We start from the raw sequence: 23,395 nt of genomic DNA, 5'->3' as shown, positions 1-23,395 counted from the left end.
TTTGAGTGAGCCGCTCGACCAACACTAAACCAGAGACAGGGCAAATGAATTTTCGGATTGGACGATGAGAAAATATTCCTTACGACAAACAGCCAACCGTTATTTACAACTTGATAATAACGGCAGCTACAGAGAGAGAAAACAACGGGCTTACGTCATTCAAAAAATGATAGATGATTTATTTCGTATTGGTGATGTACCTAAATCATGGAATAACTTGGAACAAGAGCATATCAAAAAACTGGTTGAGCATTGGAGAAAATACCATCTGAAAGATGCAACCATCATGCGTCACATGACCATCATTAGAAACTATTTACAGAGTATCGATTGCCCAATACCTAATATAGATAACAAATCATTGCAATTAAACCGTCAAAGACTATCAGGCCAACGCTTAGACTGGAAGCCCAATATCTGGGAATCATTCACTGATAGTACCTCTCAATTAATCATGGCATTGCAAACACAATTCGGATTAACTTTTAGTGAAACATTCCACATCAAACCCGGTATCCATATCAAAGAACAAAAACTCTGGATTACCCGTGATATCGCATTTAACTCTGCTGACAGGATGATTCCCATCAGAAATGAAGTGCAAAAACAAATTCTGTCTGATTTAAACCAACTAACTAATGGTATCAGCCTGATACACTTTTTGGGCTATAAACAAATCCGGTCAGATTGGCACAATACCCTTGCAAAACATGACTTACCAGCAAAAAAATCCTGGCGTTATCTTTATGCCAAGCAAATGTATGAATATCTGCTGCCACTTCTAGGTAACTACCAAACCTACTTGCTCCTACACGATGAAATGGGCATTAAATCTCGAAACACACTATGGTCATACCTGCATGAGTAAATCAAAACTAAAAAACGCACTTTATTCGATAAATGGATGTCTAAAGGATCTCAAAGGATACTCCTACGCCAGCAAGGCAGACATGCGTCATATTCTTAATCGTTGTATTAAAGATCTGCACGAACATGGGTTAATGGTCGCGCATATCAAAGGTTTAAAACCCAAACATATTCATGTCTTAGTTGAGCACTGGAAAAATCAGGGTAAAAACCCTGCCACCATCAAAAATTACATGGCTAAATTACGGAAGGTGTCCGTCCTACTAAATAAACCAGAGCTCGTCAAACCAAGCAATGATCATTATCAAATTAGTCGGCGCAGTTATGCTCCAACCTATAATAAAGCCATTAAAGATGTCGATTTTTCCAAATGCAATGACCCAATGATACGCTTATCGCTAGAAGCGCAGTATCTTTTTGGTCTGCGGCGTGAAGAATCAATGAAACTGGTCATTAGTGAAGCCTGGCAAGGAAATCATTTAGTCATCAAGCCCAGCTGGACCAAAGGCGGTATAGGGAGAACTCTTGATATTATTAGTAATGAACAAAGACAATGGTTAGAGAAAGCCTTTCGTCAAATTCCACACAATCAATCATTAATCCCCAAAGGTAAAACCTATAAACAGCATCTAAGACGATACCAAACTGAGACAGAAAAGATGGGATTAAAAAACTGCCATGGCTTACGCCACGCCTATGCCCAAAGGCGTTATCATGAACTCACCAGTCAATTATCTCCAGACAATAAACCATTTAAATGCCCTATTGAAGGAGGCATCCCATCGAAACATTTACCTGAAAATCAAAAAGAAATAGATCGCAAAGCCCGGGAAATTATAAGCCTTGAGATGGGCCATTCTCGTATCGCTATAGTCAGGGTCTACTTAGGCTGACCCCTTTTGTTTTTAGCATTTCAATACACAATTGCATTTTATAGTGTGGCACAGGATGCCATGAAGCTATAAATTCCCCAATGATTTCAAAACCAGCTTTTTTATAAACATGAACCGCACGCTCATTAGCGATCTCAGGATCTATAAGCACTATTTTGGCATCAGAAAATTGACTTAAGATAAATTCATGAATCATCTTTACGGACAATCCCTTACCGATATAATCCAATCTGCAAATGAATAAATCTAGTGTAACTGCACCATCAGGATATTCTTCTGATTTCTCTATTTCAGAAGTAATTAAATAAGCGAAGGGGATTTCATTATCATAGGCTATCCAATGAGTAGCCCACGGTTCCCCATCGTTCAAAAATTCATGAATGTCTTTTATTGTATTACTTAAACCATCTCCATGAAGCCATTCATTAATATGTGGCTGACTAATCCAATCAAGAACAAGGTTTTCTTGTGTTTTACTCACTGGTTTAAAATGAAATCTGTTCTCATTATTCATGTTCATAATTGATTAAACTCAAATAGTTGGGATAAAACTTTGACTTGTACTTCTGTTATTCACGAATATTTATAATGCCAACGCTGCATTTATATTCCCAAACCTTAATCATTGAATACTTCCGGCATGTTTATTTAAGCGCATTATAATCCTTATAAATTTCATGCAAAACCTCTTTTACATCAGTGCCTTTAATTGGCCAACATAAGGTTTTCCAAAATGCCCATCCTAAAGCTCGTATCCAGGTATCATTATCCAGTTGAACTGCATTTTTAAACACACCCCGTTCTTCACTGGAAAAAAAATTCCATGCTATCACCAAATCACATGCTGGATCGCCTATAGCAATCTGGCCAAAATCTATAATCGCTTGCAATCTTCCACTATGTACCAAAATATTTCCAACCGCTATATCTCCGTGAACCCAAACAGGACTCAAGCGCCATTCAGAAGAAAGTGCATCTTGCCATAATGATACTGCAAGACTTTGTTCATGAGCGTTTTTAATTTTAGGAATTGCAAGTCGCATTTCATGATCATAGGCCTTCAATGAACCTCCCCGATAAAAATTATGTGCACCAGCCTGAGGCCCACCTGTAGCATCTAAAGATTGAAGTTCGTTTAAACAGTTACCCAATGTTTCCGCAAAACACTTTATATCATGAATATTCTGTCTTGAAGCAGATTCCCCTTCAATCCAGCGATTGATACTCCAATGCCATGGATAAGCTGGTGATGGTTTTCCTAGTGCAATAGGTTGCGTGATTTGAAATGAGAGCTGTTTGGAGAGCCATGGCAACCATTGATATTCTTTTTCTATTTGTGGCTCATACTGCTTATCGCTAGGCAAACGAATCACCATTTCCTCACCTAAGTGAAACGTTCGATTATCCCAACCACTTTGAGCAACTGGATGAATAGTCAGTGATTGCCATTGTGGAAATTGCTCAGTAATCAGTTTTTCGACTAAGTGAATGTTAATTTTGACTTTATCCATTAAGGCGGCCTCTATTGCTTCTTTATTGTAGATTTTCGATGCAACTTGTGCGTGATTCCAGCATGCTCAAAATCAAACTCAAATTTAAAACCTAATTTTTCCATAACTCGCAATGATGAATAATTACTGTGTGCTGTAAAACAAATAGTACTGGCCAAATTTAAATGCTTTTCAGCATAATCCAATGATGCTTGCCCCATTTCAAACGCTAAACCTTTTCCCCAGTAGATTTGGGCTATTTGATAAGTTAACTCAACTTCTTCTTTTTCATTTAATACAAATGTCTTTAATCCAGCTCTCCCAACAAAGCCATGGGTTTCCTTGTCATACCACATCCAGGGAGCAAAACCATATTGATTGTAATGCGTCATATCCGATTCCAAACGATTTAAAGCCTGGCCTTCATTGTATGAAACACCATAACATTGAATAAACTCAAGATTTGAAAGCATTATTGCATAGTCTTCGTGACAAGCTACTTGGGGAATAAATGCAATAAGCCGAGAGGTTTCTATGATTGGTTTATTAACTCCAAAATGCAAAAAAGCTTTCTTACCAATAGCCTGACACAATTCACTCTTGGCATTGGCATATTCAATCGTATTGTCATGGATTTTGCTCAAATTGAGCTTAAGTGCTTCATACTCTTTAGCAATACCGGGGTAAACGCGCAAATAATCGCGAAACAACAGATGCTTCGCATACCAAGAAGATGGATAATTAACTAAATGAATCTGATGCGTGCGCTCACCATATTCATTATCTTTTTGGAAATAACGCCGGTGTGGAAAAACTGTTTCAAAAACTTGATTATACCGATAACCCAAGGATTCAATTTTTTGGATATCCTCAGAAGTAAATTCACTCAAAGACTTAACACCAATTAAAATATCAATCACTGGTTTTGCATAAATGCCAGAAATAGCTGTACTGCCAATATGCTCAACTTGGGTTATATTCTTGATACCCAATTGCAATAACTGTTGTTTTTCAATGCTAAATGCTGCTATCCACGCAGGATTATGAGGGAGTAAGGTAATCATATGCTATGTTTTGTATTTAATAACAACCAATATTGGGCTATCTTAGCATATGTCTTAAAAGTGCATTAAAAATATTCATCTTACCGAGGAAAAAATGATTGTGATAAAAAAGCTAGACGAATTGTATATAGATGAACTGTCATCCTATCTCAATCATTATCAAGAAACGACTATGTTCATTAGGAACAATTTGTATTACTCAGGTATAACTTACCAAGATGAGCCATTTCACGGAGAGTATTATGGTTCCTTCGAGAACAACCAACTTAATGGAGTTTTAGCTCATTATTGGAATGGTAATGTGATGATGCAGGCTGAAAATTTTACTGCGTTATCAGCATTAGTTGAAAAATTTAAACTTAAAAGGACAAGGTTAATTGCCGGAATACTAGGTGAAGACTCTCAAGCCAATGTTGTCATTGATAAGCTGGACTTACAATCATCCCTATTCGCTATTAATTATCAGGAAAAATTATTCTCACTTAATCTTGAAAAAATGATTACACCTCAAGTAATTCATTCATATAGCTGCACACTCAAACCAGTGCAGGATTGTGAAATGGATGTCATCAAAGAATGGCTTATCGCCTATCATATAGAAGCACTTGGAGACGATGCTAACAATCCCAAACTTGAAGAATCCATTATTAATGAAATTCAAGATAAACAGCTTAGTCAAAATCGTTGGGTTTTATTTGTAAATAATGCACCCCTTTCACTGTGTGGATTCAATGCCCATTTACCTGATATTGTGCAGCTAGGTCCGGTATATACCCCTCCCTCTTTAAGAAATAAAGGTTTTGCCAGGGCCGCTGTGTATCTTTGTTTAAAGCAAGCTGCTATGAAGAAAGTCAAAAGAGCTATTTTGTTCACCAATGATAATTCTGCTATACGCGCTTATAAAGCCCTTGGCTTTCAAGAAATTGGAAAATATCGATTGGCCTTATTAAAATAAATATTTTCAATTTTTCATTAGTTCGATCACTAGACCACCATGTATCATGATATAGGGATATAGGGATATAGGGATATAGGGATATAGGGATAATAGGTTTATTTTATGTTCTTCATCAAGAAAGTTAACTATTTTGGTTTTCATAATTTCCTCCAGTGCTACACATTACTTACATCTAAACCAATGTGATTTAACACTTGATTACTTCTATTATGAATTAACACTGAATTGGAGAAAATTATACCATGCTTTCAATTGAGCTCATTTAATATCAACAAGAAAAAATCCTTGCTTTCGAGTACTAGCTTGATAATCTGAAAGCAACACAACTGATGAGTCAGCGCAATTCTGACGAAACCTATAGGTCTTGTGATATGCCATCTTGTTCCCTAATTCCATGGCAAAGTGTTTAGCAGGGAAACCCCATCAGGAGTTGTCTTTACGGCTTTGCGCCCGAGGAGTGCTTCGAGCACATCATCATTAATAACCAGGTAAATCAACCGATGTTTCGGTGATCTTTTTTGCATAACCCAATTGGGATGAATTATCCCTTTGGGGCTAATCCTCCCTATCCCAAGGAGCTACCATGCAACAACAGGAACCAGCACATCTTGAGATTGAACATTTGCTATTTGAACTGAATTGTTGTGTCAATGATTTAAGTCGCCATCGACTCCAAATCAATCCTCATGACATTCAGCAAGCAGAGTTAAGTTTGCACAAATTGGAATCCCTGATTTCCTTTGTCAAACAGTTTGATACTCAACGAATTGCTTGTTAATTGAAGCAAATTAAGTCTTATCCGCATAACAGAAAACCACCTGCCTATGCGGATGTTTTTCTGTTATGCGGCTCACATTTAACAATAACAGGAGAATACAATGACTGCATCTTTAAACCGCGTTCAATTAATCGGTAATCTCGGCGCTGATCCTAAAAGCATCACCGGAAAAGACGGACAATCTTTTGTCACTGCCACTTTGGCTACCAATGAATCATTCAAAAAAAATGATGAATGGCAAACCAGAGTGGAATGGCATCAACTGGTGCTTTTTGGAAAACTTACCAAAGTAGCTGAATATTTAAAGAAAGGTTCACAAGTATACCTTGAAGGTAAACTGCGTTCTAATCAATGGACTGACAATGAAGGTAAGACACATCAAACCTTAAGCGTCGTCGTCAATCATATCCAGCTACTCAGTCACTCCAAATCTGCTGATGAATCTAGCAACAAGACCGCAGAGCACCACATGGCGCAAATGCGTGAAATGTTGCAAACCGATTCAGAAGAAATTCCGTTTTAATCATACCCTACCACGGGAGCAAGCTCCTGTGTGGGATTGCTCCCTTAATACAAGGAGATAATCCCATGGACACCCCTTCAATCTACGTCGCGTGTTTAGCCTCATACAACAATGCCATCCTGCATGGTGTTTGGATAGATGCCACACAAAGCGAAGATGACATTATGGAAGAAATCTGGGAAATGCTGGATAACAGCCCTGAACCCAATGCTGAAGAATACGCCATACACGATTATGAAGGATTCGGCAGCATCAAAATCCATGAGTACGAATCAATATGCAATATTGTTGGGTACGCATCATTTATTAAAGAGCATGGGGAACTGGGCTTAGCCCTTCTCTGTGATTATTCGATAGATGAAGCACAAACTATGTTGGAGGAGCATTATCAAGGTTGTTATGATTCAGAGGTTGATTTTTCCAGGCAGTTATTTGATGACTGTTATGCCCATCAAATACCGGATAATTTGATCTGCTATTTTGATTTTGAGGCTTTTGCTCGGGATCTTTTTATTAGTGATTATTGTTCGGTAGAGTTTGGTGGACAGGCATATATTTTTTCAAGCTATTAAGCCCCTCTTTGGGGCTTCTTTTCTACTACTTTAAACTCTAAAATCCCTTTGGAACTTCTATTAGGTTTTAAACAAGTATTATAGCCCGTTGATTCAATGTTACAATAATCGATTATTTAACTCAAAATGAACTAAAATGGGTTCTGGTGTATTTATAATTTTATCCGCAATACTCCATGCAGCATGGAATACATTTGCCAAACGCAATTCAACACCCTATTACGAAGTATTGGGAATTATGAGTTTTGCAACTGTATTTTCGCTTCTATTTATTCCTTTTTTCTCTGGCCCATTGTTTGAAACATCTGATTCCTTTTTATGGGCACTAACCTCTGGTTTATTTGAAGGCGGCTATATAATCACATTAGCTATAAGTCTAAGTCAGTCTTCGCTTGGGAAAGCCTACATTATTATGCGAGGAAGCGCCATGGTAATTGTCTGGTTTATCTCAGCATGCTTCCTTGGTGAAAATATAAATTTATTTAGCATCATTGGTGTATCCTCTGTTCTTTTTGGATTGATACTAACAAGCAAAACTTTTAACCCTGATCAATCAAGACAACTATTATTTCCTATTCTATGTGGCATCTGCATTGCTGGTTATCATTTATGCTATGGTCGTTCTTTAGTATATGGTGCAAACCCAGCAGCGCTCTTTTCTGCAGCTTTATGGATTGCTTTGCCCTGTGTTTTTCTTTTGATGAAGAAAAAACAAAGACAAACATTCAAAGAACAAGTTAAATCCAATTGGAAAATGACTTCTCTAGGAGGAATTATAAGCGCATTATCTTTCTTGCTATTTTTAATAGGATTGCGTCATGCTGAAGCTGGTCTAGCCCTTACTCTTCGTAATACCTCAGTAGTATTTGCGCAAATATTTGCTTATTTTATTGGTGAAAAGATTTCCCAATATCAGTGGATTGGAGCTTTACTGGTAGCTTTTGGTGCTAGCTTAATATATCCATACTAAAAGTGAATGAGTCCATTGATCATTTGTCATCCATAAGTTGACAAAAAATTTCCTTAAATAACTCTATAGAGTTATTTACACTAGCACTTAGCTGTAGTAGATAAGCATTTTCATTATCCCACCAAAGAGCATCATGTGGCCCATAACAATTATTAACACTGGCAATGTATATATTGCTGGAAATCATATCACTCTTCGGGTTTAGGACAGTTAAATTAAAATTACTGTATCCACTAAATGAATTCATATTGGGCAATCTAGAAAGTGGTGGTTTCTTTATTGGAAAAGAGGCTTTATTAAAAACACGAAACCATGCAATTTGGCTTTTCTTTCCATTCTTCGGAAACATAACCAGTTGAATCTCTTCTATTTGATCTTTATTGCCATAAATAATTTGACTATCGGCAATAAAATCCAAATTTAGATAGTTTAAATACTTTAGATTGTGATCTGGCTTGCTTCCACTAAGGATATTATGCATTGGCCATCTTAAATTCCATAAACTTGAAGGTGGTTTATATTCATTTCTATTAATGCATGCATTTTCTACGCAGTTGTTGTAGCGTGACCAATACGATAGTTCAAAAAAGCTCTTTTCTAAGATTTCACTTGATGATGAAAGAGGAGAAAAAAATTTACAAAGTTCTAAGAACTCCTCATCCTTTAAATTTCCTTCAAGTAGACGAAGTTCAATATTAGTCCCATGGGATAAAAAACTTAACGTTTTCGATTTCGAATAATCATAACCAATCCAACAAATACTTTCCTGATTCAAAACGTGGGGGTTCATTTCCCAAACCCAATGATCGTATAAAGCAGCGTGATCTAATGTTGATAAAGGTCCAAAGTCATACAAAAATTGCTTACATCTTAAGAGAGCATTTTTATATTTCACCAAGAAGTAATAAGAGGAAAAATGAGCAGAACACCAAGCAGACCATTTTTTAAATTGATAATGACTTGGTTGTTCATTATAAGGAACTTCTTCCTCCCTAAGTATAAAGTTATATAAAGTAACTTCTTTAGTATTGGGTACCAAAATAACAAAATTTACTTTTTCTTGAGCCTGACTAGGGGAGATTTCGTGCACTAAATTCATTTTTTAATTCCAAGCATATTAAGATTGGGAGTCATCTATAATTTGGCGGGACTAAAACTAATAATTATAAGCTTGAATGTTCTTGCTCAGCCTCTTTCGCTTCATTTATTTTATCATTACTCATAAAAAACCCGGTTATCGATGCCCTTACATGATTTCCTGCTGCATTCTCTACTTTTTTTATACAGTGCAAAATATTATTTTTAAAAATAACCAACCTATTAGGTTTAGGTACAATATAATAGCCTATTCCATCAGCAGCAAACTTATTCAACTCAGAACTAGTAAGATGGAACCCTACTTTTTTCTTCTTATCATCAATCAACGTCACTTCAGGATAATCAAAATCTAGTTGGGGTGTAGGATTAATTAATAATTCAGCTCCCCAATTTATGTCCCAAGTGGGGTGGCAGTAATATACATATGCACCTGATATTTTGTACTTACCATCTGTATGCCAAGATAGTCCTGCCCCTCTTGGATACAAATAGGATCTAGCATAGAAAAAATCCCAATCTTTATCTTTGAAACCTATTAAATGAGAATAGTCAGTGGATCCTGCAATTAATTCCTCTATAAATAAATCAATTGTTGTGTTTGTAGGGTAAATTTGCTCTGTAGTGCAAGACTCAGGTCTAGGGTGAGAAATAGTAACACCACCCCATAAAGGGGAGCCATCCTCAAGACTAAAAGCATTTACCCATTTAGAAGTATGAACAAACTTGAATTTTTCAGTTTGAATAAAATTCCAAATTTTTTCAAAAGCTGATAGCTCTAAGAAGTCATCAATTACTGCAAAAACATCATTGTTTAAAACTAATTTCATATCAATATAAAACCATCAAAGGAGATACTTATATCTCCATTGATAACCAAGGCATATATTCGTCCTTATCTTCATCGGCATCAATTCTATTAGAATAATATACTTTCATAACATCTCCTTATTAATTACCTTGTATAACAGATTCCGATTATAGATTTATTATCTCATCAAGGCAATTAAGTTGAGGTGACATTTTTTACACCATGATCTATACAAAACCACAAAATGGTTATTTATTTCATAACTTGTTTTCATTGCAATCAAACAAAGTATCAGTCTTTCACTAATTGGCAAAATAAATTCATCATAGTGATTTGTTCGATGTTATTTGGTACAGAATCTAACAATGCTGGAGAATAAACAATAACTGCCATACATTGTGCCCTTGATACTGCAACATTAATGCGATTCTTATCAAATAGAAAATTTAACCCTCTGGGAGACTCATTAGCACTGCTTGCACACATGCTTAAAAATACAACTGGCGCTTCTTGTCCCTGGAATTTGTCAACACTGCCTACTCTGGCTTTATCTCCAAGGGCTTTTTTCAATTTATTAACCTGATAATTGTATGGAGCAACAAAAAGAATATCTTCCCAATCAATTGTTCTTTGTTTACCATTTTTGGTATTAAAAGTCCGCCCCAATAATTCATGAACTAAAGAAACAATTTTCTCAACTTCTTCATCACTGGCTTGTGTATTGCCTTCATGCATAACTGGTACAGTTATTATTCCAGCCTCCTTGTTTAAAATACCATTATAACCAATAGGGATAGTTATCAATTGCTCATCATTTTCTGGAGCGGTTTCAAGTTTACCCTCATATACTGCCTCACTTATAAATTGATTGACTGCCGAGTGCATTCGATAGGTTGTTCCCAAAAATACGCCCATTGAATCAGGGATAGTTGGGGTCGAATGTAACAGGTAATCGAGAATGGATAATCCGCTGTCCTCTGGATGGCTACCTTGAGAAGGTTGACCCAATTGCATCTGGTCACCCATCAAGATGATATTGGCTGTTGCTCTGCTCATAGCAATTAAATTTGCAACACTAACTTGCCCTGCCTCATCGATAAAAAGATAATCAAACCCATTTTCAAGGTCATCTCTGGAAAAGCCCCAAGCAGTTGTTCCTACGACACGGCCTGCTTGCACAAAACCAGCAATATCTTTATTTTCCAGCACACTAATCTTCAAATCGTCAATGGCAGAGTCAGTATTGCGTGTACAAGCAAAATGTCCTGTAATTCCTTCTTTATGGCAATATTGGGCAGTGTTAATTAATAAATTATTGATGGCTTTGTGGCTATTGGAAGATATGCCTATCTTTTTACCTTTTTTAATCAGTTCAGCAATCAAATGCTTACCTGTATATGTCTTGCCAGCACCTGGTGGGCCTTGAATAGTCAGATAGCTATTATTCAAATTAGTAACTGCCTCAATAATTTCATTCAATCGTTGATTTGGATCATGGCTGGGGGCTATTGCTTGACCGGACATATGTCCTTTAATTCTTGGGATAGATTTACCCAAAAAATCAATTATAACAGTATGAGTTAGTGCTCCTTTTGCAAATGCCTCTGCCTGTTTTGTAATAGCTTGAGGTATTGGATCAGGATTAACATATTCGTTTGGAATTAAGGTAATAGGGCTATCAGGTTCACTTTTTATTTGCAGTGCAATAATTCCATTCTCCAGATCACTGCCTTCCGCGTGGCAAGCAGCTTTTATGTTTTTACCATCTGGTGTCTCACAGCCTAACAAGTAATACTCTTTTGCATTACCTTTGAATTCCTGATCTGGATCAAACGAATATTCATAGACTAAGTTGCGGGCTTTAGGCGTTGGCTTATACGGCGATTTGTCAGTTCGCTGACAATAGGCCAAGCAATCAATATCCTCAAGTAATTCTTCCTCACTTAATCCTAACCGATCAAACATCCTCCAAAAAACGGGTTTTGACTCACGTCTATGAAATTCAATTGACCAAGCCATAACAGAATTAATTTTTGATAATTGTTCCTGATCCTCACCTTTCAATTGTGAAGCTTGTTCAAGCAAGTTGTCACGAAGTTTAATGCGTTCGTTAATTTCTTCTTTAATCTCAGGCTCAACTAATTCTGTTTTGCCAAGGAAACAAATGCCACTGGATTCCTGCTTTTCTCTTAACCAGGTAACCAATTCCTGGGTAGAGTTACAATCATCAATATTGTAAGTGCGAATATCATTTAATACCTTTGACGTTTGCCAAGTATTACCATCAGGATTTTCTCGCCATCGTTCATAAACAACTACTGAATCTCCACCAGAGCCTACCTCTGTATCTCGTTTGGAGCGGTATAAATGCTCAACATTTTTAATTGAGTAACGCGGCTCTCCTATTAATAGCGCGCCTTTTACGATTTTGTATAAATCAACAAATACTTCGTTACGTAATAACTGATCAACTTCATACTCACACACGCCATATCTGCTTATTAGTTTACGGCAAGCAGTAATTTCATAGCTTGCATAATGATATATGTGCATGGATGGATCTTGCTGCCATCGTTGGTAAGTCCATTCAATAAATGCTCTGAAACTTTCTTTTTCCTGATCTTTATTATGTGCCCAAAAATCCATGTATTGACGCTGACTATTATCATCAAAATAAGTTACGCCCCAAAGATATTCCAAACCTCCATCTTCTAAAGGAAACCCTTCGATATCAAAAAAGATATCATTTTTTGATTTAGGTGGTAGCAAAGCCAATCCCTGTTTTTTTCCATTTTCATTATCAATTAACTGATAAGCAGGAATATCTTTTCCAATGCTCTCTTTTTGAATTTTGGCCTGAGCTTTTAGCCGCTCAAATAGTTCAGGTTTTATTCCTTTTACATTTTTATTATTAGCGTTAGCTAAAGCAGTCATGGTATCGATACCTGCTTTATTCAATTTCTTGATTTGTCCAGAAGTAATGGTAGCAACCTGAATCAGATGGTCTGCTTCCAATAGTAGATTCTCAGCATGTATGCTCCATCTTCCCCAACTTTTTGATGAGGCCGGATCAAGACATTTAACGGGATCGAATTCTTGGTGCAGAGACAAAAATTTGTGCTTAAGATTTTGGTAGAAATAAAAATAATCATTAACCCTGAATCGTTTTTGTTCCTTATTACCCAAAACAATAGTGATATGCTCGGCAGTTGTTTGTTGCATTACAGCAAGCATTTCAGCATAACAACATAATTGCACCAGAAAATAAGTCTTAACGGACTTGGCTAATTTAGTATCCCAAATTTCATAGCAATAATCTCCAAAAATACTTTTACCTTGGACTTTAATCAAAAAATCGGCGTACCCTCTAAACGGTAACAATTCCAAATGCGCCTGGTAAATTACATCTACCCCATTTTTCATAGCATCAATAGTTGCTTGATATGAATCAGTCCGCTTGCGCAAATTAGCAATCGTTAATCCTCTAGCTTCAAATGCAGTTAATACTTCTGATTCATGTTGATTTCCCATGTCATGCAAAACACTCAACAATTCATCACTTTCATCAGGAGTAGGCACTAAGTTTGGATGAGTTATTGCAAGATGTTCCATCCATGATGCAAAGGGGCTTTCCATAAACTGAGTCAGATCTGACGGTGAGAATACAATTTGGTTGGAATCAAGATACATTTGGAATTTACCCTCATTTTTCTTATCATTAAGCCTTTCTTAGGGGCTTAATACTGTAACTCAACAACAAAGTGATTAATTATTGTTCTATATTATATTTAACTCTTGGAGAAAAATATGGACATAAGAACTTCATTTTATTGGGATGCCAAAAATAAAAGCATACACTATTTAATATGCGATTTTACTGAAAATGAATTTAATTTGCTTGTTGAACCAAGAAAAATCGATATAAATTTGAATGATTTTAAATATAACGTGCAAAAAGCTGTCAGGGAATATTTTGATCAATTAAATAGTTTTAACCCTCAAGACATCAAGATTGAATATAAAATTCTGGCTAGTGGAAGTCCTGCACAACTATTCCAAAAATATCGAAATTCCTCAGATTACTCAGAAATAGTAAAAACTATTTTTGAAACGGGAGTTAAAGAATTCAATGCAAATTTTTCAATTAAATTGCAACCACAAACTAAATCTCTTTTAACCGGAGAACCTCTAAATCAATTAAAAAACATATTACATAGACTTGGATTGATTAATTCTATGAGAAAAGATGCCTATAAATGGCATTTATGGTCAATTATGATACATGCAACCAATTCAACATATAATGAAAAAATTCGAAAACAACTTTGGAAGCCACTCATAGACACCCTAAATTCATCGAAAGGTAGTGCGATGCGGTATGAAGAGTGGATTGCACAAGCATCAATAAATTCTTAGATGCTTCTTTAATCCTATAATGGATAAGTAAATTTTTTTCATTATGCTTTAAACTAATTTCAAAATTTGTTGTTAAGCTATGCAAGGTGGTTCTATGCCGCATAATTTTTTTTAAGTCTTTATTTATCAGAGCAATTTTCAATAACTTTAACTCACCCCGAACACGAAGATAAATTTCAGAAATAGGTTTAATATTTATTACGCTCATTTGGACCATTTCCAGAAAGTGTAGCCAGAAGTGTAGCCAAGATTTTATATTAGTGAATGGGGATTTATTATAACCCTTACTGGGCTTGGTCGGGACGGAAGGATTTGAACCTTCGACCACTAGCACCCCATGCTAGTACGCTACCAGGCTGCGCTACGCCCCGACTTGGTGGCAAATGATAACTAAGTCTGAGGGAAATAACAAGAGCTTATCGATTCACTATTATTTTGTAGCCTTGGTGCAGCGCAGCGGAACCCGGGATTTTTGCATAAATTTTTCCCTACTCGAGTTCCGCTAGGCTGCACCCGGGCTACAATCTGCATTTATTTCTGAGGGATAACTCTTTTAGAACTTTCTGAAAGAATAAAGCCGCATGCATTAATTCCTGATCGGCATAAAGCCTGCTTTTCTTCTTTTTGTATTGTCCAATAGGAACCATAGGGCTTCACTAATTGATTCACTGAGGGCGATAAGTGAATGGTCATCCATAAATAGGTTCCTTTATCTTCTGGATTTGGCCAGCGATAATAACAAACCAAGTTATTGTTCTCATTAATCAGCGCCTGCATAAAACCAACTTTGTCCGGTGCTTTCCATCCCTGATAATCCATCTGCCAGTATAATTTTTCTACTTGGAATACTTCAGGATTATATTGATGTTCTCTAACAATTTGCGGTGGAGGGCAAAAATGAAGCGTTTCGGTTATTGGTTCTTGAGTTTTATTCCAGATTTTTTCCAACACCACATGAATTAATGGATGATAGCGGACGCCAATTGCTACACCGATAACAAAAATCGCGAGAATCAAAAAAAGAATTTTTAAATATGAATACACTTAAGCTCCTGGCAACTCTTCAAGGCTTCTGCAAAGCACTTGAAGAGTATCATGATTACAATAATATTTTAATCTTCTGAGCTTCAAATTTAGAGTGTGAGATTTGAATGTAGTGTTTGCAACTGAGCAATTCTGCATATTGCAGAGCAGCTACTGCATTATTTAATATCTCTTTTGCCAGATCAGGGGAATCTTCCATAATTAAAAAAGCGGCGGTGCTCATCTGTACTGAAGCCATATGGAGTTTATTGGAGCAGACATTTTTTTCCTGATTCTCTGCTAAAGAGATGATGACTCGCGACAACTCGTAGCATTGGTTGGCCAAAAATTCTTTACTTGGCCCGGCCTGCACATTCATGCTGAATACAATTAAACTTAATATTAACGCTCTTGTTGAAATTATTTTAACCATAGATACTCCTGTAAGTTGCTCAATAAACCTGTTTTATTTCACACAATCCTATGCATGAAAAATAAGTTCTACTTTGAGAAAAAGAAACCTCCTTATTAAACGCTACTGATGCCAATGACGTTGAAGCTTTGGTGAAACGAAGTGTAACCCGGCTTGGGTTTCCGGGTTACGAAAAGTCATTGATCTTAGTGCTTAACCGTTTTGTCCTTGATTAAGCAAAAGCATTAATTCCTGTAATATGTTTTCCCAGTACCAGAGTATGGACGTTATCCGTACCCTCGTACGTAAATACTGATTCCAAATTAAGCATGTGGCGAATCACATGGTATTCAAGACTGATTCCGTTTGCTCCTAATAGATTCCTGCATTTTCGCGCAATGTTCAATGCCTCACGGCAAGCATTGCCCTTAGCAAGGGAAATCATCACTGGATTCTCACGATGATTATCTTTTATTCGGCCTATCTGTAAATTAAGACATTGTGCCTTAAGAATTTCAGTATACATATCTGCCAGGTCTTTTTGAATAAGCTGGAAAGAAGCTAATGGCTTGTTGAACTGTTTACGCTCTAACAAATAGTCGCGGGTAATATCAAAACATGCCATTGCAGCACCCAGAGCCCCCCAAGCAATTCCATAGCGTGCCTGACTTAAGCAACTTAAAGGTGCGCCTATACCCTTTTCACTACCGGGTAGATAATTTTCGTCAGGTACAAACACATTATCAAAAACCAATTCCCCAGTAATGGAGGCGCGTAATGACATTTTTAATTTGATTTCAGGACGGCTTAATCCTTGAGAGTTCGTATCCACAATAAAACCACGAATACCTTCATCGGTTTTTGCCCAAACAATCGCGATATCAGCGATTGGTGAATTGGTTATCCACATTTTTGCGCCATTCAAACACCAGCCGCCCTTAACTTTCTTCGCGGTAGTTCTCATACCCGCCGGATCCGAGCCAAAATCAGGTTCGGTCAAACCAAAACAACCAATGATCTCGCCTGTAGCCATTCCTGGTAAAAAACGCACGCGTTGCTCTTCCGAACCATAACGAAAAATAGGATACATGCATAAGGAACTTTGTACTGAGACAAAACTGCGTAATCCACTGTCACCGCGCTCCAGTTCCTGACACACTAAACCGTACGCTACATAAGATGCTTCAGCACCGCCGTATTCTGCAGGCAAAGTCAAACCTAATAAACCTATTTCTGCGGATTTTCTAATAAGCTCGCGTGGAAATTGAGCATGTTCAAAAGACTCAACCATCAAAGGCATTACATCGTTGCTGACGAAACGCGCTACGCTGTCACGTATCATGCGCTCATCACCATTCAACTGCTCATCAAGAAACAACAAGTCGTCCACTTTCTTTCTCCCTTTTATCAGACTGTAACGCAATTACGGCTTCAATAATACTTTCTTTACTGGGTAACAAATATTGCCATGCATTACCCAAGGGAATAAAGCAATCTTTACCGGTAATTCGTTTGATTTTCAACCTGGATGAGGCTTCTTCTAACAATAAAGTCATCAAGCCCTCGCTCACTGAACCACTTTGCCTGCCTTCATCCACAATGAGTACCTGTTTTGCTTTGGCTAATTCTTTCAAAATTGCTTTAACCGGCAAGGGACTAAGCCAACGCAAATCCACTATTTTCACAGAAATGCTATGTTCTTCTTGCAGTACCGCTGCCGCTTGCCGCGATAAATAATACCCATTGGCATAGGTTAAAATAACCGTTGCCCCTTCGCCAAACACGCCTACTTCACCTGGTGCAATCATGGCATCTGGGGCTGGATAATTAAAAAGCCATCCGTTATCGCCAGGTACATGCAAGTCTTTAGTCATATATAAAGCAATAGGCTCTAAAAAGACAACCACCCTTCCTTCTTCATAAGCCAAACGCATGCACGTACGCAACATTTTTGCAGCATCGGGCCCATTTGAAGGACATGCGACAATCACTCCTGGCAAATCGCGTAATACAGCAATCGAGTTATCATTATGGAAATGGCCGCCAAATCCTTTTTGATACGCCAATGAGGCGATACGAAGGACCATAGGATTTTGATATTGGCCGCTGGAAAAAAAGGATAATGTGGATGCTTCACCACGTAGCTGGTCTTCTGCATTGTGCAAATAAGCCAAAAACTGAATTTCCGGAACGGGAATAAACCCATTGTGCGCCATGCCAATTGCAGTGCCTATAATTGTCGTTTCATCCAAAAGAGTATCGAATACCCGGCGTTTTCCAAAACGGGCTTGCAGATCAGCAGTCACTCGATAAACCCCCCCCTTTTTGGCCACATCTTCACCAAATACCACCATATTGGGGTATTGCAGCATTAAATCAGTCAACGCAAAATTAATCTGCTGACATAAATTGCGTTTTTGGGATAACTGTGAGAATGCGTTCGCAAAGACCTCTGTCCGCCTTTCCTCACTAGGTAGAGGAAACGCTTGTTTTTTTGGCATGCTAGGAATTAACGAAGACATTACTGCTTCAGCACTGGAAAGTTTGGGTTGTCTTATCGCATCTACCGCTTTTGCTTCAATTAAATCTTTATTATTCCGATAAAGACTCAGCATGTCTTGAACAGTCATCCAACCTTCGCGATAAAGAATACCGGCTGTATGCAATAAAGGATCTTGAGCTTCTCTGGCTTCGATTTCAGCGGGTGTACAATATTGTGACTCAATATCAGAACCGGCATGACCCAATAAGCGCACACAACGCATATGCAAAAAAACAGGTTGTTTTTTTACACGGGCCAAATATTCTGCTTCTTGGGCACTCGCATACGCATCAGCGACATTCAAGCCATCACAAGCAATATAATGCAATCCAGGTCGAGCTCGAACTGAACGTTCTATCCAATCCGATGGCGTAGGTACTGAAATCCCAATTCCATTGTCTTCACAAATAAACACAATGGGTAACGGATAATTTTGTTGCGAAATCCATGAGCAAGAATTTAAAGTGGCTTGCGCCGAAGCATGATTCGTTGATGCATCACCAAAAGAGCAAATGATGACTGAATCTGGATTTAAGTGGCTATGAATGTTTAATTCTTTTGCTCGCGTAATTGATAACGCAGCGCCCAAAGCCTTGGGTAAATGGGAAGCAATTGTTGATGTTTGCGGCGGAATATTTAAAGGAACACTACCAAAAACTTTATGGCGTCCTCCTGAAATCGGATCAGTTGCGGCAGCAACTAAAGAAAATAAGATATCTCTAACACCATCTACACCGGGTAATTTCTTGGCACGTTGTAAATAAAAAGCCCCACTTCGATAATGCAAAAATGCCATATCGTCTGGGCGAAAAACCTGCCCCCAAACCGCATTACCTTCGTGTCCACTGCTGCCTATAGTATAAAAAGACAAGCCTTTTTCCTTAAGCTGTCTGGCAATCAAATCAAGAAGGCGTGATTTAATTTGCGAATCAAAAAGCTCTATGGCAGTTTTTTTATCCAATTCCGCCGTTTCCGGACTCATTGTACTCTTGGGTTTTGGGAAGTCCGCTTGCTCTACTCGCTTTAAAAATTGCTCATCAACTATAATGGTCCTGTCTAACATCACTACATCCTGTTGAGTATTTTCTATGAAGAGATGATGAGTATATACTGATTCAAAATGAACAGGAAGAATCAGTTTGTATCCTCGGCTAAAAGGCATATTGGTGCTGATAATTTTCCTATTTATATCGCCTGGGAGCTGGGGTGATTGCCCTCTGGATAATCCCGGGGATTGGCTTTTAGCATCCCGGATGGAACACCTTAGATATGATCAAATCTTGAGATAAATGAACAAATAATCTACACTTCCTTGTGAAAGCATCCATTAAAGGGGACTTCATAATGAAATGGATTATTCTGTTGGGAAGTGTTGTTTTGGCTGGATGTTGTTGTACCAGTGGTGTTACATACTACACACCAGCCTATACACCGGTTTATGCACGAACAGTTACCTATAGGCCGGTTGCTGTCAGACCAGTTGTCACACCTGTTGTTACCCGTGTTGTGACACCTGTTGTTCAACCGGTAACCGTTTATTCTTACCCAGTGGGACCTCTAGATGTGACAACAACAACTATTGATTTTTACTAATTAAAAAAATGCATCCTGGGTGAAGGCTTAACCGTAACCCAGGATTTCTAAGGTATTTACTTGCTTACTACGTCCCACGGCTTGTTCACGGGATCTAGAAGTTTGCAATAAAACTGGATCTCGCGGACAAGCCGCGGGACGTAGGAATGGGATGATGAAAAACGGACAATCCCTCAGGGTTGTTTCGCAAAAAATCTTTCTTCGCACGTTCATTTCTAGTCTGACCTGAGGGAGCGTCAGTATTTTTGATAAGAAACCCTGATGTATGCCATTTTCAATAAACATTCTACTTGCTTACTACCTCCTACGTCCCGCGGCTTGTTCGCGGGATCTAGAACTTTGCAATAAAACTGGATCCCGCGGACAAGCCGCGGGACGTAGAAATAGGATGATGAAAACTGATGATCCCTCAGGTCTGTTTGACTCTAATCCGCATCTTCCTTGGAAGAGTAACCACACCCCTCTTGTGGGCAAAGAATTTGCCGGCCAAATTTTTTGCTTTCTTTTACCGTCAATATTGGCCAATTACATTTTGGACAGGGTTGGTTAATCGGTTCATTCCATAAGGCATAATCGCATTTAGGATAATTACCGCAGGAATAGAAAATCTTTCCCTTCCTTGATTTACGTTGCAAAATTTTTGCTTCATGGCATTTGGGGCATTCCACGCCAGTATCAGCTGGTTTTTCAATAGGCTCCATATGTTTGCATTGCGGGTAATTGCTGCAGCCTATAAAACGGCCATAACGTCCTGTTTTGACATGTAAGGAACTGGAACATACTGGACAGACTCTTCCCTCAACAACTTCGGGTTCATTCTTTTCGTTATCCTGCCCCCCCATATCTTGAGTGTAATCACATTCAGGGTAAGCAGTACATCCAATGAAGCGTCCGCGTTTACCTAATCTTATTGACAGTGGTTTTCCGCATTTTGGACAACTTTCGTCCAGAACTTCAGAGGTTACGTCTTTACGCTGCACTTGTTGATCAGTGGTTTGAATTTGTTGCACAAATGGCTGCCAGAATTCTTCTAAAACTGGAATCCACTCTTTTTCACCGCGTGAAATAGCATCTAAAGTGTCTTCAAGCTCTGCGGTAAATTTATAATCTACATAACGTGTAAAATAACCGGTCAAAAAGCGATTCACGATACGACCAACATCTGTTGGAAAGAATCTTTTTTTATCAACAACAACATATTCGCGCTGCTGTAAGGTGTGAATAATGGACGCATAAGTTGAAGGACGACCAATATCATATTCTTCCAGTGCCTTCACAAGTGTTGCTTCCGAGTATCTTGGTGGCGGCTCGGTAAAATGCTGATTGGCTAAGATGTCATCTACTTTGACTTTTTCACCAACAACCAATGGGGGTAATAATGAACCTTCATTTTCATCTTCTTTGTTATCATCACGACCCTCTTCATATACGGAAAGGAATCCGGGAAAAGTAATTGTAGAACCATTGGCACGAAAAATTATTCCTTCACCGCAGCTTAAATCTACAGCAACCGTATCCAATATCGCATCGGCCATTTGGCAAGCGACCGTACGCTTCCAGATCAAACTATAGAGTTTGTATTGATCTGCGGTTAATGATGCTTGCACCATTTCCGGTGAACGTTTAATCGATGTTGGTCGAATCGCTTCATGTGCTTCTTGGGCATTTTTTGATTTGGTCTTGTAAACTCTTGGGCTTTCAGGACAGTTGTCGGCTCCATAACGCTCGGTAATAAACTGTCGCGTTTCTTCTATTGCTTCTGCAGATAAATTAACCGAATCCGTACGCATATAAGTAATAAGACCGACTGTTCCTGTCCCAATGTCTATCCCTTCATACAATTGCTGGGCGACCATCATCGTCTTCCGAGCAGTAAAGCCTAATTTTCGTGCGGCTTCCTGTTGTAGCGTGGAAGTAATAAACGGCGGTGAAGGCTTACGCTTGCGTTGCTTTTTCTCAATTTGCGTAACCAGTAAATAACCTTGCGCCTGACGAATCAGATGCTCTTTGATTTGTTGTGCCTGATCTTCTTTGGTTATCGTAAATTGCTGTAATTTTTCATTTTTATAATGAGTCAAACGCGCTTCAAAGGATACCTTTGTATGCATGCATTGAGCTAAGATTTTCCAATATTCTTGAGCTATAAAACGCTCAATTTCCTCTTCTCGTTCGACAATAAGCCGCAAAGCCGGGCTTTGTACGCGCCCTGCAGAAAGTCCTCTTCTAACCTTCTTCCATAACAAGGGAGATAAATTAAATCCCACTAAATAATCCAATGCCCGTCGTGCTTGTTGGGCATTCACTAAATCCATAGAAATAGAACGTGGATGATTTATTGCATCCTGAATTGCTGATTTGGTAATTTCATTGAAAAAAATCCGGTGGATGGGTTTATCTTTGGTTAGATTTTTTTCTTTCATTAATTCATAAATATGCCAGGAAATCGCCTCGCCTTCACGATCAGGGTCCGTTGCGAGCAGTAAGGAATCTGACTTTTTGAGCATTTTTGCAATGGTTTCGATGTGGCGTGAATTTTTTTCAATGGGCACATACGTCATTGCAAAGTGCTTATCGGGATTGACCGAACCCTTGCGGGCTGGCAAGTCACGGACATGTCCATAAGAGGCTACTACCTCATAATCACTACCCAAATATTTTTGAATTGTCTTCGCTTTGGCGGGTGACTCAACGATCACCAAATGTTTACTCATAGTAACGTCAACCTTATCCTTTTCACTTCATCCCTTAGCACCGGGAATGACCGAACCTGAAGAAAAGTACGGCCCATTGGCGCTGAAAATGAAATATCACCAACTTCTAGTAATATAGGTAATATACTCAAGAAAACTCCAAAAAACTCTCTTTAACCTATTATTTTTACGTTCCAGAACAAAAAAAACAAATCGTCTAGAACGAGCATTTTGAAGTTTCTTGGGCATAGATGATTTTTTTAATGTAATGTCAATTCATCTTCTGATTGATAAAGAACTAAATCCAGAAAAGCAAGCTGTTCTTCATTCAATGAACTCGCCAAGGCATTTCTTATGGTCCATTTAGTCTCTTGAAGAGTTACGATACGAGATTCAGAAAATTGTAATTGATTCATAATCATTTCAAACGATTCTGGATTAAGAATTTTCCATAATTGCATACGCATGAGAAATTGATAACTGGCCTTAGTCAGTTTCATTTGCTCGTCATAAGTAAAAATTCGTGTGGAGGTGTGCTCTTGCAACTTCAAATGCAACACTTGTTCCTCTGAAGCCTCAATATCTTCTCCACTAAGTTGTTCCGATGCATCCTGATCAGCGGTTTTATGGCTTTTTTGCAGCTGGGTAAGACTTTTTTCAAATAAACTCAATAACATTTCAAATAAGTTATCTTTCAT

General features: G+C 38.1%; 21 protein-coding genes and 1 tRNA gene. 9 read left to right on the top strand and 13 right to left on the bottom strand.

Annotation, left to right across the window (positions count from 1 at the left end):
- The first annotated feature begins 64 nt into the window (after positions 1-64).
- Together FOLKNPGA_RS03700 and FOLKNPGA_RS03695 are read left to right on the top strand one after the other, a co-directional pair.
- Entirely contained in the window at positions 65-868 is an 804-nt protein-coding gene (locus FOLKNPGA_RS03700; protein WP_010652807.1) for a phage integrase N-terminal domain-containing protein, read from the top strand.
- Entirely contained in the window at positions 861-1,760 is a 900-nt protein-coding gene (locus FOLKNPGA_RS03695; protein ID WP_010652806.1) for a phage integrase N-terminal domain-containing protein, read from the top strand. The genes FOLKNPGA_RS03700 and FOLKNPGA_RS03695 overlap by 8 nt, the downstream gene beginning before the upstream one ends.
- Here the strand turns inward: FOLKNPGA_RS03695 and FOLKNPGA_RS03690 are convergent.
- From FOLKNPGA_RS03690 to FOLKNPGA_RS03680, 3 genes are all read right to left on the bottom strand, one after another.
- Entirely contained in the window at positions 1,741-2,280 is a 540-nt protein-coding gene (locus FOLKNPGA_RS03690) for a GNAT family N-acetyltransferase (RefSeq protein ID WP_010652805.1), read from the bottom strand. The genes FOLKNPGA_RS03695 and FOLKNPGA_RS03690 overlap by 20 nt on opposite strands.
- 124 nt (positions 2,281-2,404) lie before the next feature.
- Complete coding sequence (locus tag FOLKNPGA_RS03685; protein ID WP_010652804.1) at positions 2,405-3,271, bottom strand: aminoglycoside phosphotransferase family protein; 867 nt, start codon at positions 3,269-3,271, stop codon at positions 2,405-2,407.
- An 11-nt stretch (positions 3,272-3,282) separates the two neighbouring features.
- A complete protein-coding gene (locus FOLKNPGA_RS03680) occupies positions 3,283-4,314 on the bottom strand; it encodes a bifunctional GrpB family protein/GNAT family N-acetyltransferase (RefSeq protein WP_010652803.1) in 1,032 nt (343 codons plus the stop codon).
- A gap of 94 nt (positions 4,315-4,408) precedes the next feature.
- On the opposite strand from FOLKNPGA_RS03680, the gene FOLKNPGA_RS03675 reads away from it, so the two are divergent.
- The 5 genes from FOLKNPGA_RS03675 to FOLKNPGA_RS03655 all read left to right on the top strand — a co-directional run bounded on the left by FOLKNPGA_RS03675 (position 4,409) and on the right by FOLKNPGA_RS03655 (position 8,115).
- Positions 4,409-5,269, top strand: a complete 861-nt coding sequence (locus FOLKNPGA_RS03675; RefSeq protein ID WP_010652802.1) for a GNAT family N-acetyltransferase — start codon at positions 4,409-4,411, stop codon at positions 5,267-5,269.
- Between the two features lie 586 nt (positions 5,270-5,855).
- Positions 5,856-6,050: a hypothetical protein gene (locus FOLKNPGA_RS03670; protein WP_010652801.1), complete on the top strand. Its 195-nt coding sequence runs from the start codon at positions 5,856-5,858 to the stop codon at positions 6,048-6,050.
- Between the two features lie 100 nt (positions 6,051-6,150).
- Positions 6,151-6,573 (top strand): single-stranded DNA-binding protein, encoded by a 423-nt coding sequence (locus FOLKNPGA_RS03665; RefSeq protein ID WP_010652800.1) that lies wholly within the window; start codon positions 6,151-6,153, stop codon positions 6,571-6,573.
- Between the two features lie 65 nt (positions 6,574-6,638).
- Positions 6,639-7,145, top strand: a complete 507-nt coding sequence (locus FOLKNPGA_RS03660) for an antirestriction protein ArdA (RefSeq protein ID WP_010652799.1) — start codon at positions 6,639-6,641, stop codon at positions 7,143-7,145.
- Between the two features lie 136 nt (positions 7,146-7,281).
- Positions 7,282-8,115 (top strand): EamA family transporter, encoded by an 834-nt coding sequence (locus FOLKNPGA_RS03655; protein WP_010652798.1) that lies wholly within the window; start codon positions 7,282-7,284, stop codon positions 8,113-8,115.
- 19 nt (positions 8,116-8,134) lie between these two features.
- Here FOLKNPGA_RS03655 and FOLKNPGA_RS03650 read toward each other — a convergent pair whose 3' ends face one another.
- From FOLKNPGA_RS03650 to FOLKNPGA_RS03640, 3 genes are all read right to left on the bottom strand, one after another.
- On the bottom strand, positions 8,135-9,214 hold the full coding sequence (locus FOLKNPGA_RS03650; RefSeq protein ID WP_010652797.1) for a hypothetical protein: 1,080 nt from the start codon (positions 9,212-9,214) through the stop codon (positions 8,135-8,137).
- A 64-nt stretch (positions 9,215-9,278) separates the two neighbouring features.
- Entirely contained in the window at positions 9,279-10,040 is a 762-nt protein-coding gene (locus tag FOLKNPGA_RS03645) for a 2OG-Fe(II) oxygenase (protein WP_010652796.1), read from the bottom strand.
- Positions 10,041-10,312: 272 nt separating this feature from the next.
- Positions 10,313-13,711 (bottom strand): TM0106 family RecB-like putative nuclease, encoded by a 3,399-nt coding sequence (locus FOLKNPGA_RS03640; protein ID WP_010652795.1) that lies wholly within the window; start codon positions 13,709-13,711, stop codon positions 10,313-10,315.
- Positions 13,712-13,828: 117 nt separating this feature from the next.
- Here FOLKNPGA_RS03640 and FOLKNPGA_RS03635 point away from each other — a divergent pair, with 117 nt between their 5' ends.
- The gene (locus tag FOLKNPGA_RS03635; RefSeq protein WP_010652794.1) at positions 13,829-14,437 is read left to right on the top strand and encodes a hypothetical protein; all 609 of its coding nucleotides are present in this window, start codon (positions 13,829-13,831) and stop codon (positions 14,435-14,437) included.
- Between the two features lie 294 nt (positions 14,438-14,731).
- Here FOLKNPGA_RS03635 and FOLKNPGA_RS03630 read toward each other — a convergent pair.
- The 5 genes from FOLKNPGA_RS03630 to FOLKNPGA_RS03610 form a co-directional block, all read right to left on the bottom strand.
- Positions 14,732-14,808 (bottom strand) — tRNA-Pro (locus FOLKNPGA_RS03630).
- Positions 14,809-14,968: 160 nt separating this feature from the next.
- Positions 14,969-15,481 (bottom strand): hypothetical protein, encoded by a 513-nt coding sequence (locus FOLKNPGA_RS03625; protein ID WP_182351791.1) that lies wholly within the window; start codon positions 15,479-15,481, stop codon positions 14,969-14,971.
- 55 nt (positions 15,482-15,536) lie between these two features.
- Entirely contained in the window at positions 15,537-15,893 is a 357-nt protein-coding gene (locus FOLKNPGA_RS03620) for a hypothetical protein (RefSeq protein ID WP_182351790.1), read from the bottom strand.
- Positions 15,894-16,104: 211 nt separating this feature from the next.
- Positions 16,105-17,262, bottom strand: coding sequence for an acyl-CoA dehydrogenase family protein (locus FOLKNPGA_RS03615; RefSeq protein ID WP_182351789.1), 1,158 nt, complete (start codon positions 17,260-17,262; stop codon positions 16,105-16,107).
- The gene (locus FOLKNPGA_RS03610) at positions 17,240-19,477 is read right to left on the bottom strand and encodes an alpha-ketoacid dehydrogenase subunit alpha/beta (protein WP_182352750.1); all 2,238 of its coding nucleotides are present in this window, start codon (positions 19,475-19,477) and stop codon (positions 17,240-17,242) included. Before FOLKNPGA_RS03610 ends, FOLKNPGA_RS03615 begins: the two co-directional genes overlap by 23 nt.
- A 299-nt stretch (positions 19,478-19,776) precedes the next feature.
- Between FOLKNPGA_RS03610 and FOLKNPGA_RS03605 the strand changes: the two genes are divergently transcribed.
- Positions 19,777-20,007, top strand: a complete 231-nt coding sequence (locus FOLKNPGA_RS03605) for a hypothetical protein (protein WP_232890556.1) — start codon at positions 19,777-19,779, stop codon at positions 20,005-20,007.
- 425 nt (positions 20,008-20,432) lie between these two features.
- Here the strand turns inward: FOLKNPGA_RS03605 and topA are convergent, their stop codons facing one another.
- Positions 20,433-22,718: a type I DNA topoisomerase gene (gene topA / locus FOLKNPGA_RS03600; protein WP_182351788.1), complete on the bottom strand. Its 2,286-nt coding sequence runs from the start codon at positions 22,716-22,718 to the stop codon at positions 20,433-20,435.
- Positions 22,719-22,957: 239 nt separating this feature from the next.
- Complete coding sequence (locus FOLKNPGA_RS03595) at positions 22,958-23,395, bottom strand: DUF494 family protein (protein WP_182351787.1); 438 nt, start codon at positions 23,393-23,395, stop codon at positions 22,958-22,960.

Origin of the sequence: Legionella sp. PC1000 (assembly GCF_014109805.1) — a bacterium.
In the GTDB taxonomy this organism is placed as follows: domain Bacteria; phylum Pseudomonadota; class Gammaproteobacteria; order Legionellales; family Legionellaceae; genus Legionella; species Legionella resiliens.
Note: the sequence above shows the minus strand (reverse complement) of the source record. Positions and strands in the feature narration are given on the sequence as shown.

Excerpts from the sequence above, each read along its gene's own strand:
- FOLKNPGA_RS03700 (WP_010652807.1), top strand. The coding sequence starts at position 65 with ATGAGAAAATATTCCTTACGACAAACAGCCAACCGTTATTTACAACTT.
- FOLKNPGA_RS03695 (WP_010652806.1), top strand. The coding sequence starts at position 861 with ATGAGTAAATCAAAACTAAAAAACGCACTTTATTCGATAAATGGATGT.
- FOLKNPGA_RS03690 (WP_010652805.1), bottom strand. The coding sequence starts at position 2,280 with ATGAACATGAATAATGAGAACAGATTTCATTTTAAACCAGTGAGTAAA.
- FOLKNPGA_RS03685 (WP_010652804.1), bottom strand. The coding sequence starts at position 3,271 with ATGGATAAAGTCAAAATTAACATTCACTTAGTCGAAAAACTGATTACT.
- FOLKNPGA_RS03680 (WP_010652803.1), bottom strand. The coding sequence starts at position 4,314 with ATGATTACCTTACTCCCTCATAATCCTGCGTGGATAGCAGCATTTAGC.
- FOLKNPGA_RS03675 (WP_010652802.1), top strand. The coding sequence starts at position 4,409 with ATGATTGTGATAAAAAAGCTAGACGAATTGTATATAGATGAACTGTCA.
- FOLKNPGA_RS03670 (WP_010652801.1), top strand. The coding sequence starts at position 5,856 with ATGCAACAACAGGAACCAGCACATCTTGAGATTGAACATTTGCTATTT.
- FOLKNPGA_RS03665 (WP_010652800.1), top strand. The coding sequence starts at position 6,151 with ATGACTGCATCTTTAAACCGCGTTCAATTAATCGGTAATCTCGGCGCT.
- FOLKNPGA_RS03660 (WP_010652799.1), top strand. The coding sequence starts at position 6,639 with ATGGACACCCCTTCAATCTACGTCGCGTGTTTAGCCTCATACAACAAT.
- FOLKNPGA_RS03655 (WP_010652798.1), top strand. The coding sequence starts at position 7,282 with ATGGGTTCTGGTGTATTTATAATTTTATCCGCAATACTCCATGCAGCA.
- FOLKNPGA_RS03650 (WP_010652797.1), bottom strand. The coding sequence starts at position 9,214 with ATGAATTTAGTGCACGAAATCTCCCCTAGTCAGGCTCAAGAAAAAGTA.
- FOLKNPGA_RS03645 (WP_010652796.1), bottom strand. The coding sequence starts at position 10,040 with ATGAAATTAGTTTTAAACAATGATGTTTTTGCAGTAATTGATGACTTC.
- FOLKNPGA_RS03640 (WP_010652795.1), bottom strand. The coding sequence starts at position 13,711 with ATGTATCTTGATTCCAACCAAATTGTATTCTCACCGTCAGATCTGACT.
- FOLKNPGA_RS03635 (WP_010652794.1), top strand. The coding sequence starts at position 13,829 with ATGGACATAAGAACTTCATTTTATTGGGATGCCAAAAATAAAAGCATA.
- FOLKNPGA_RS03620 (WP_182351790.1), bottom strand. The coding sequence starts at position 15,893 with ATGGTTAAAATAATTTCAACAAGAGCGTTAATATTAAGTTTAATTGTA.
- FOLKNPGA_RS03610 (WP_182352750.1), bottom strand. The coding sequence starts at position 19,477 with ATGTTAGACAGGACCATTATAGTTGATGAGCAATTTTTAAAGCGAGTA.
- topA (WP_182351788.1), bottom strand. The coding sequence starts at position 22,718 with ATGAGTAAACATTTGGTGATCGTTGAGTCACCCGCCAAAGCGAAGACA.
- FOLKNPGA_RS03595 (WP_182351787.1), bottom strand. The coding sequence starts at position 23,395 with ATGAAAGATAACTTATTTGAAATGTTATTGAGTTTATTTGAAAAAAGT.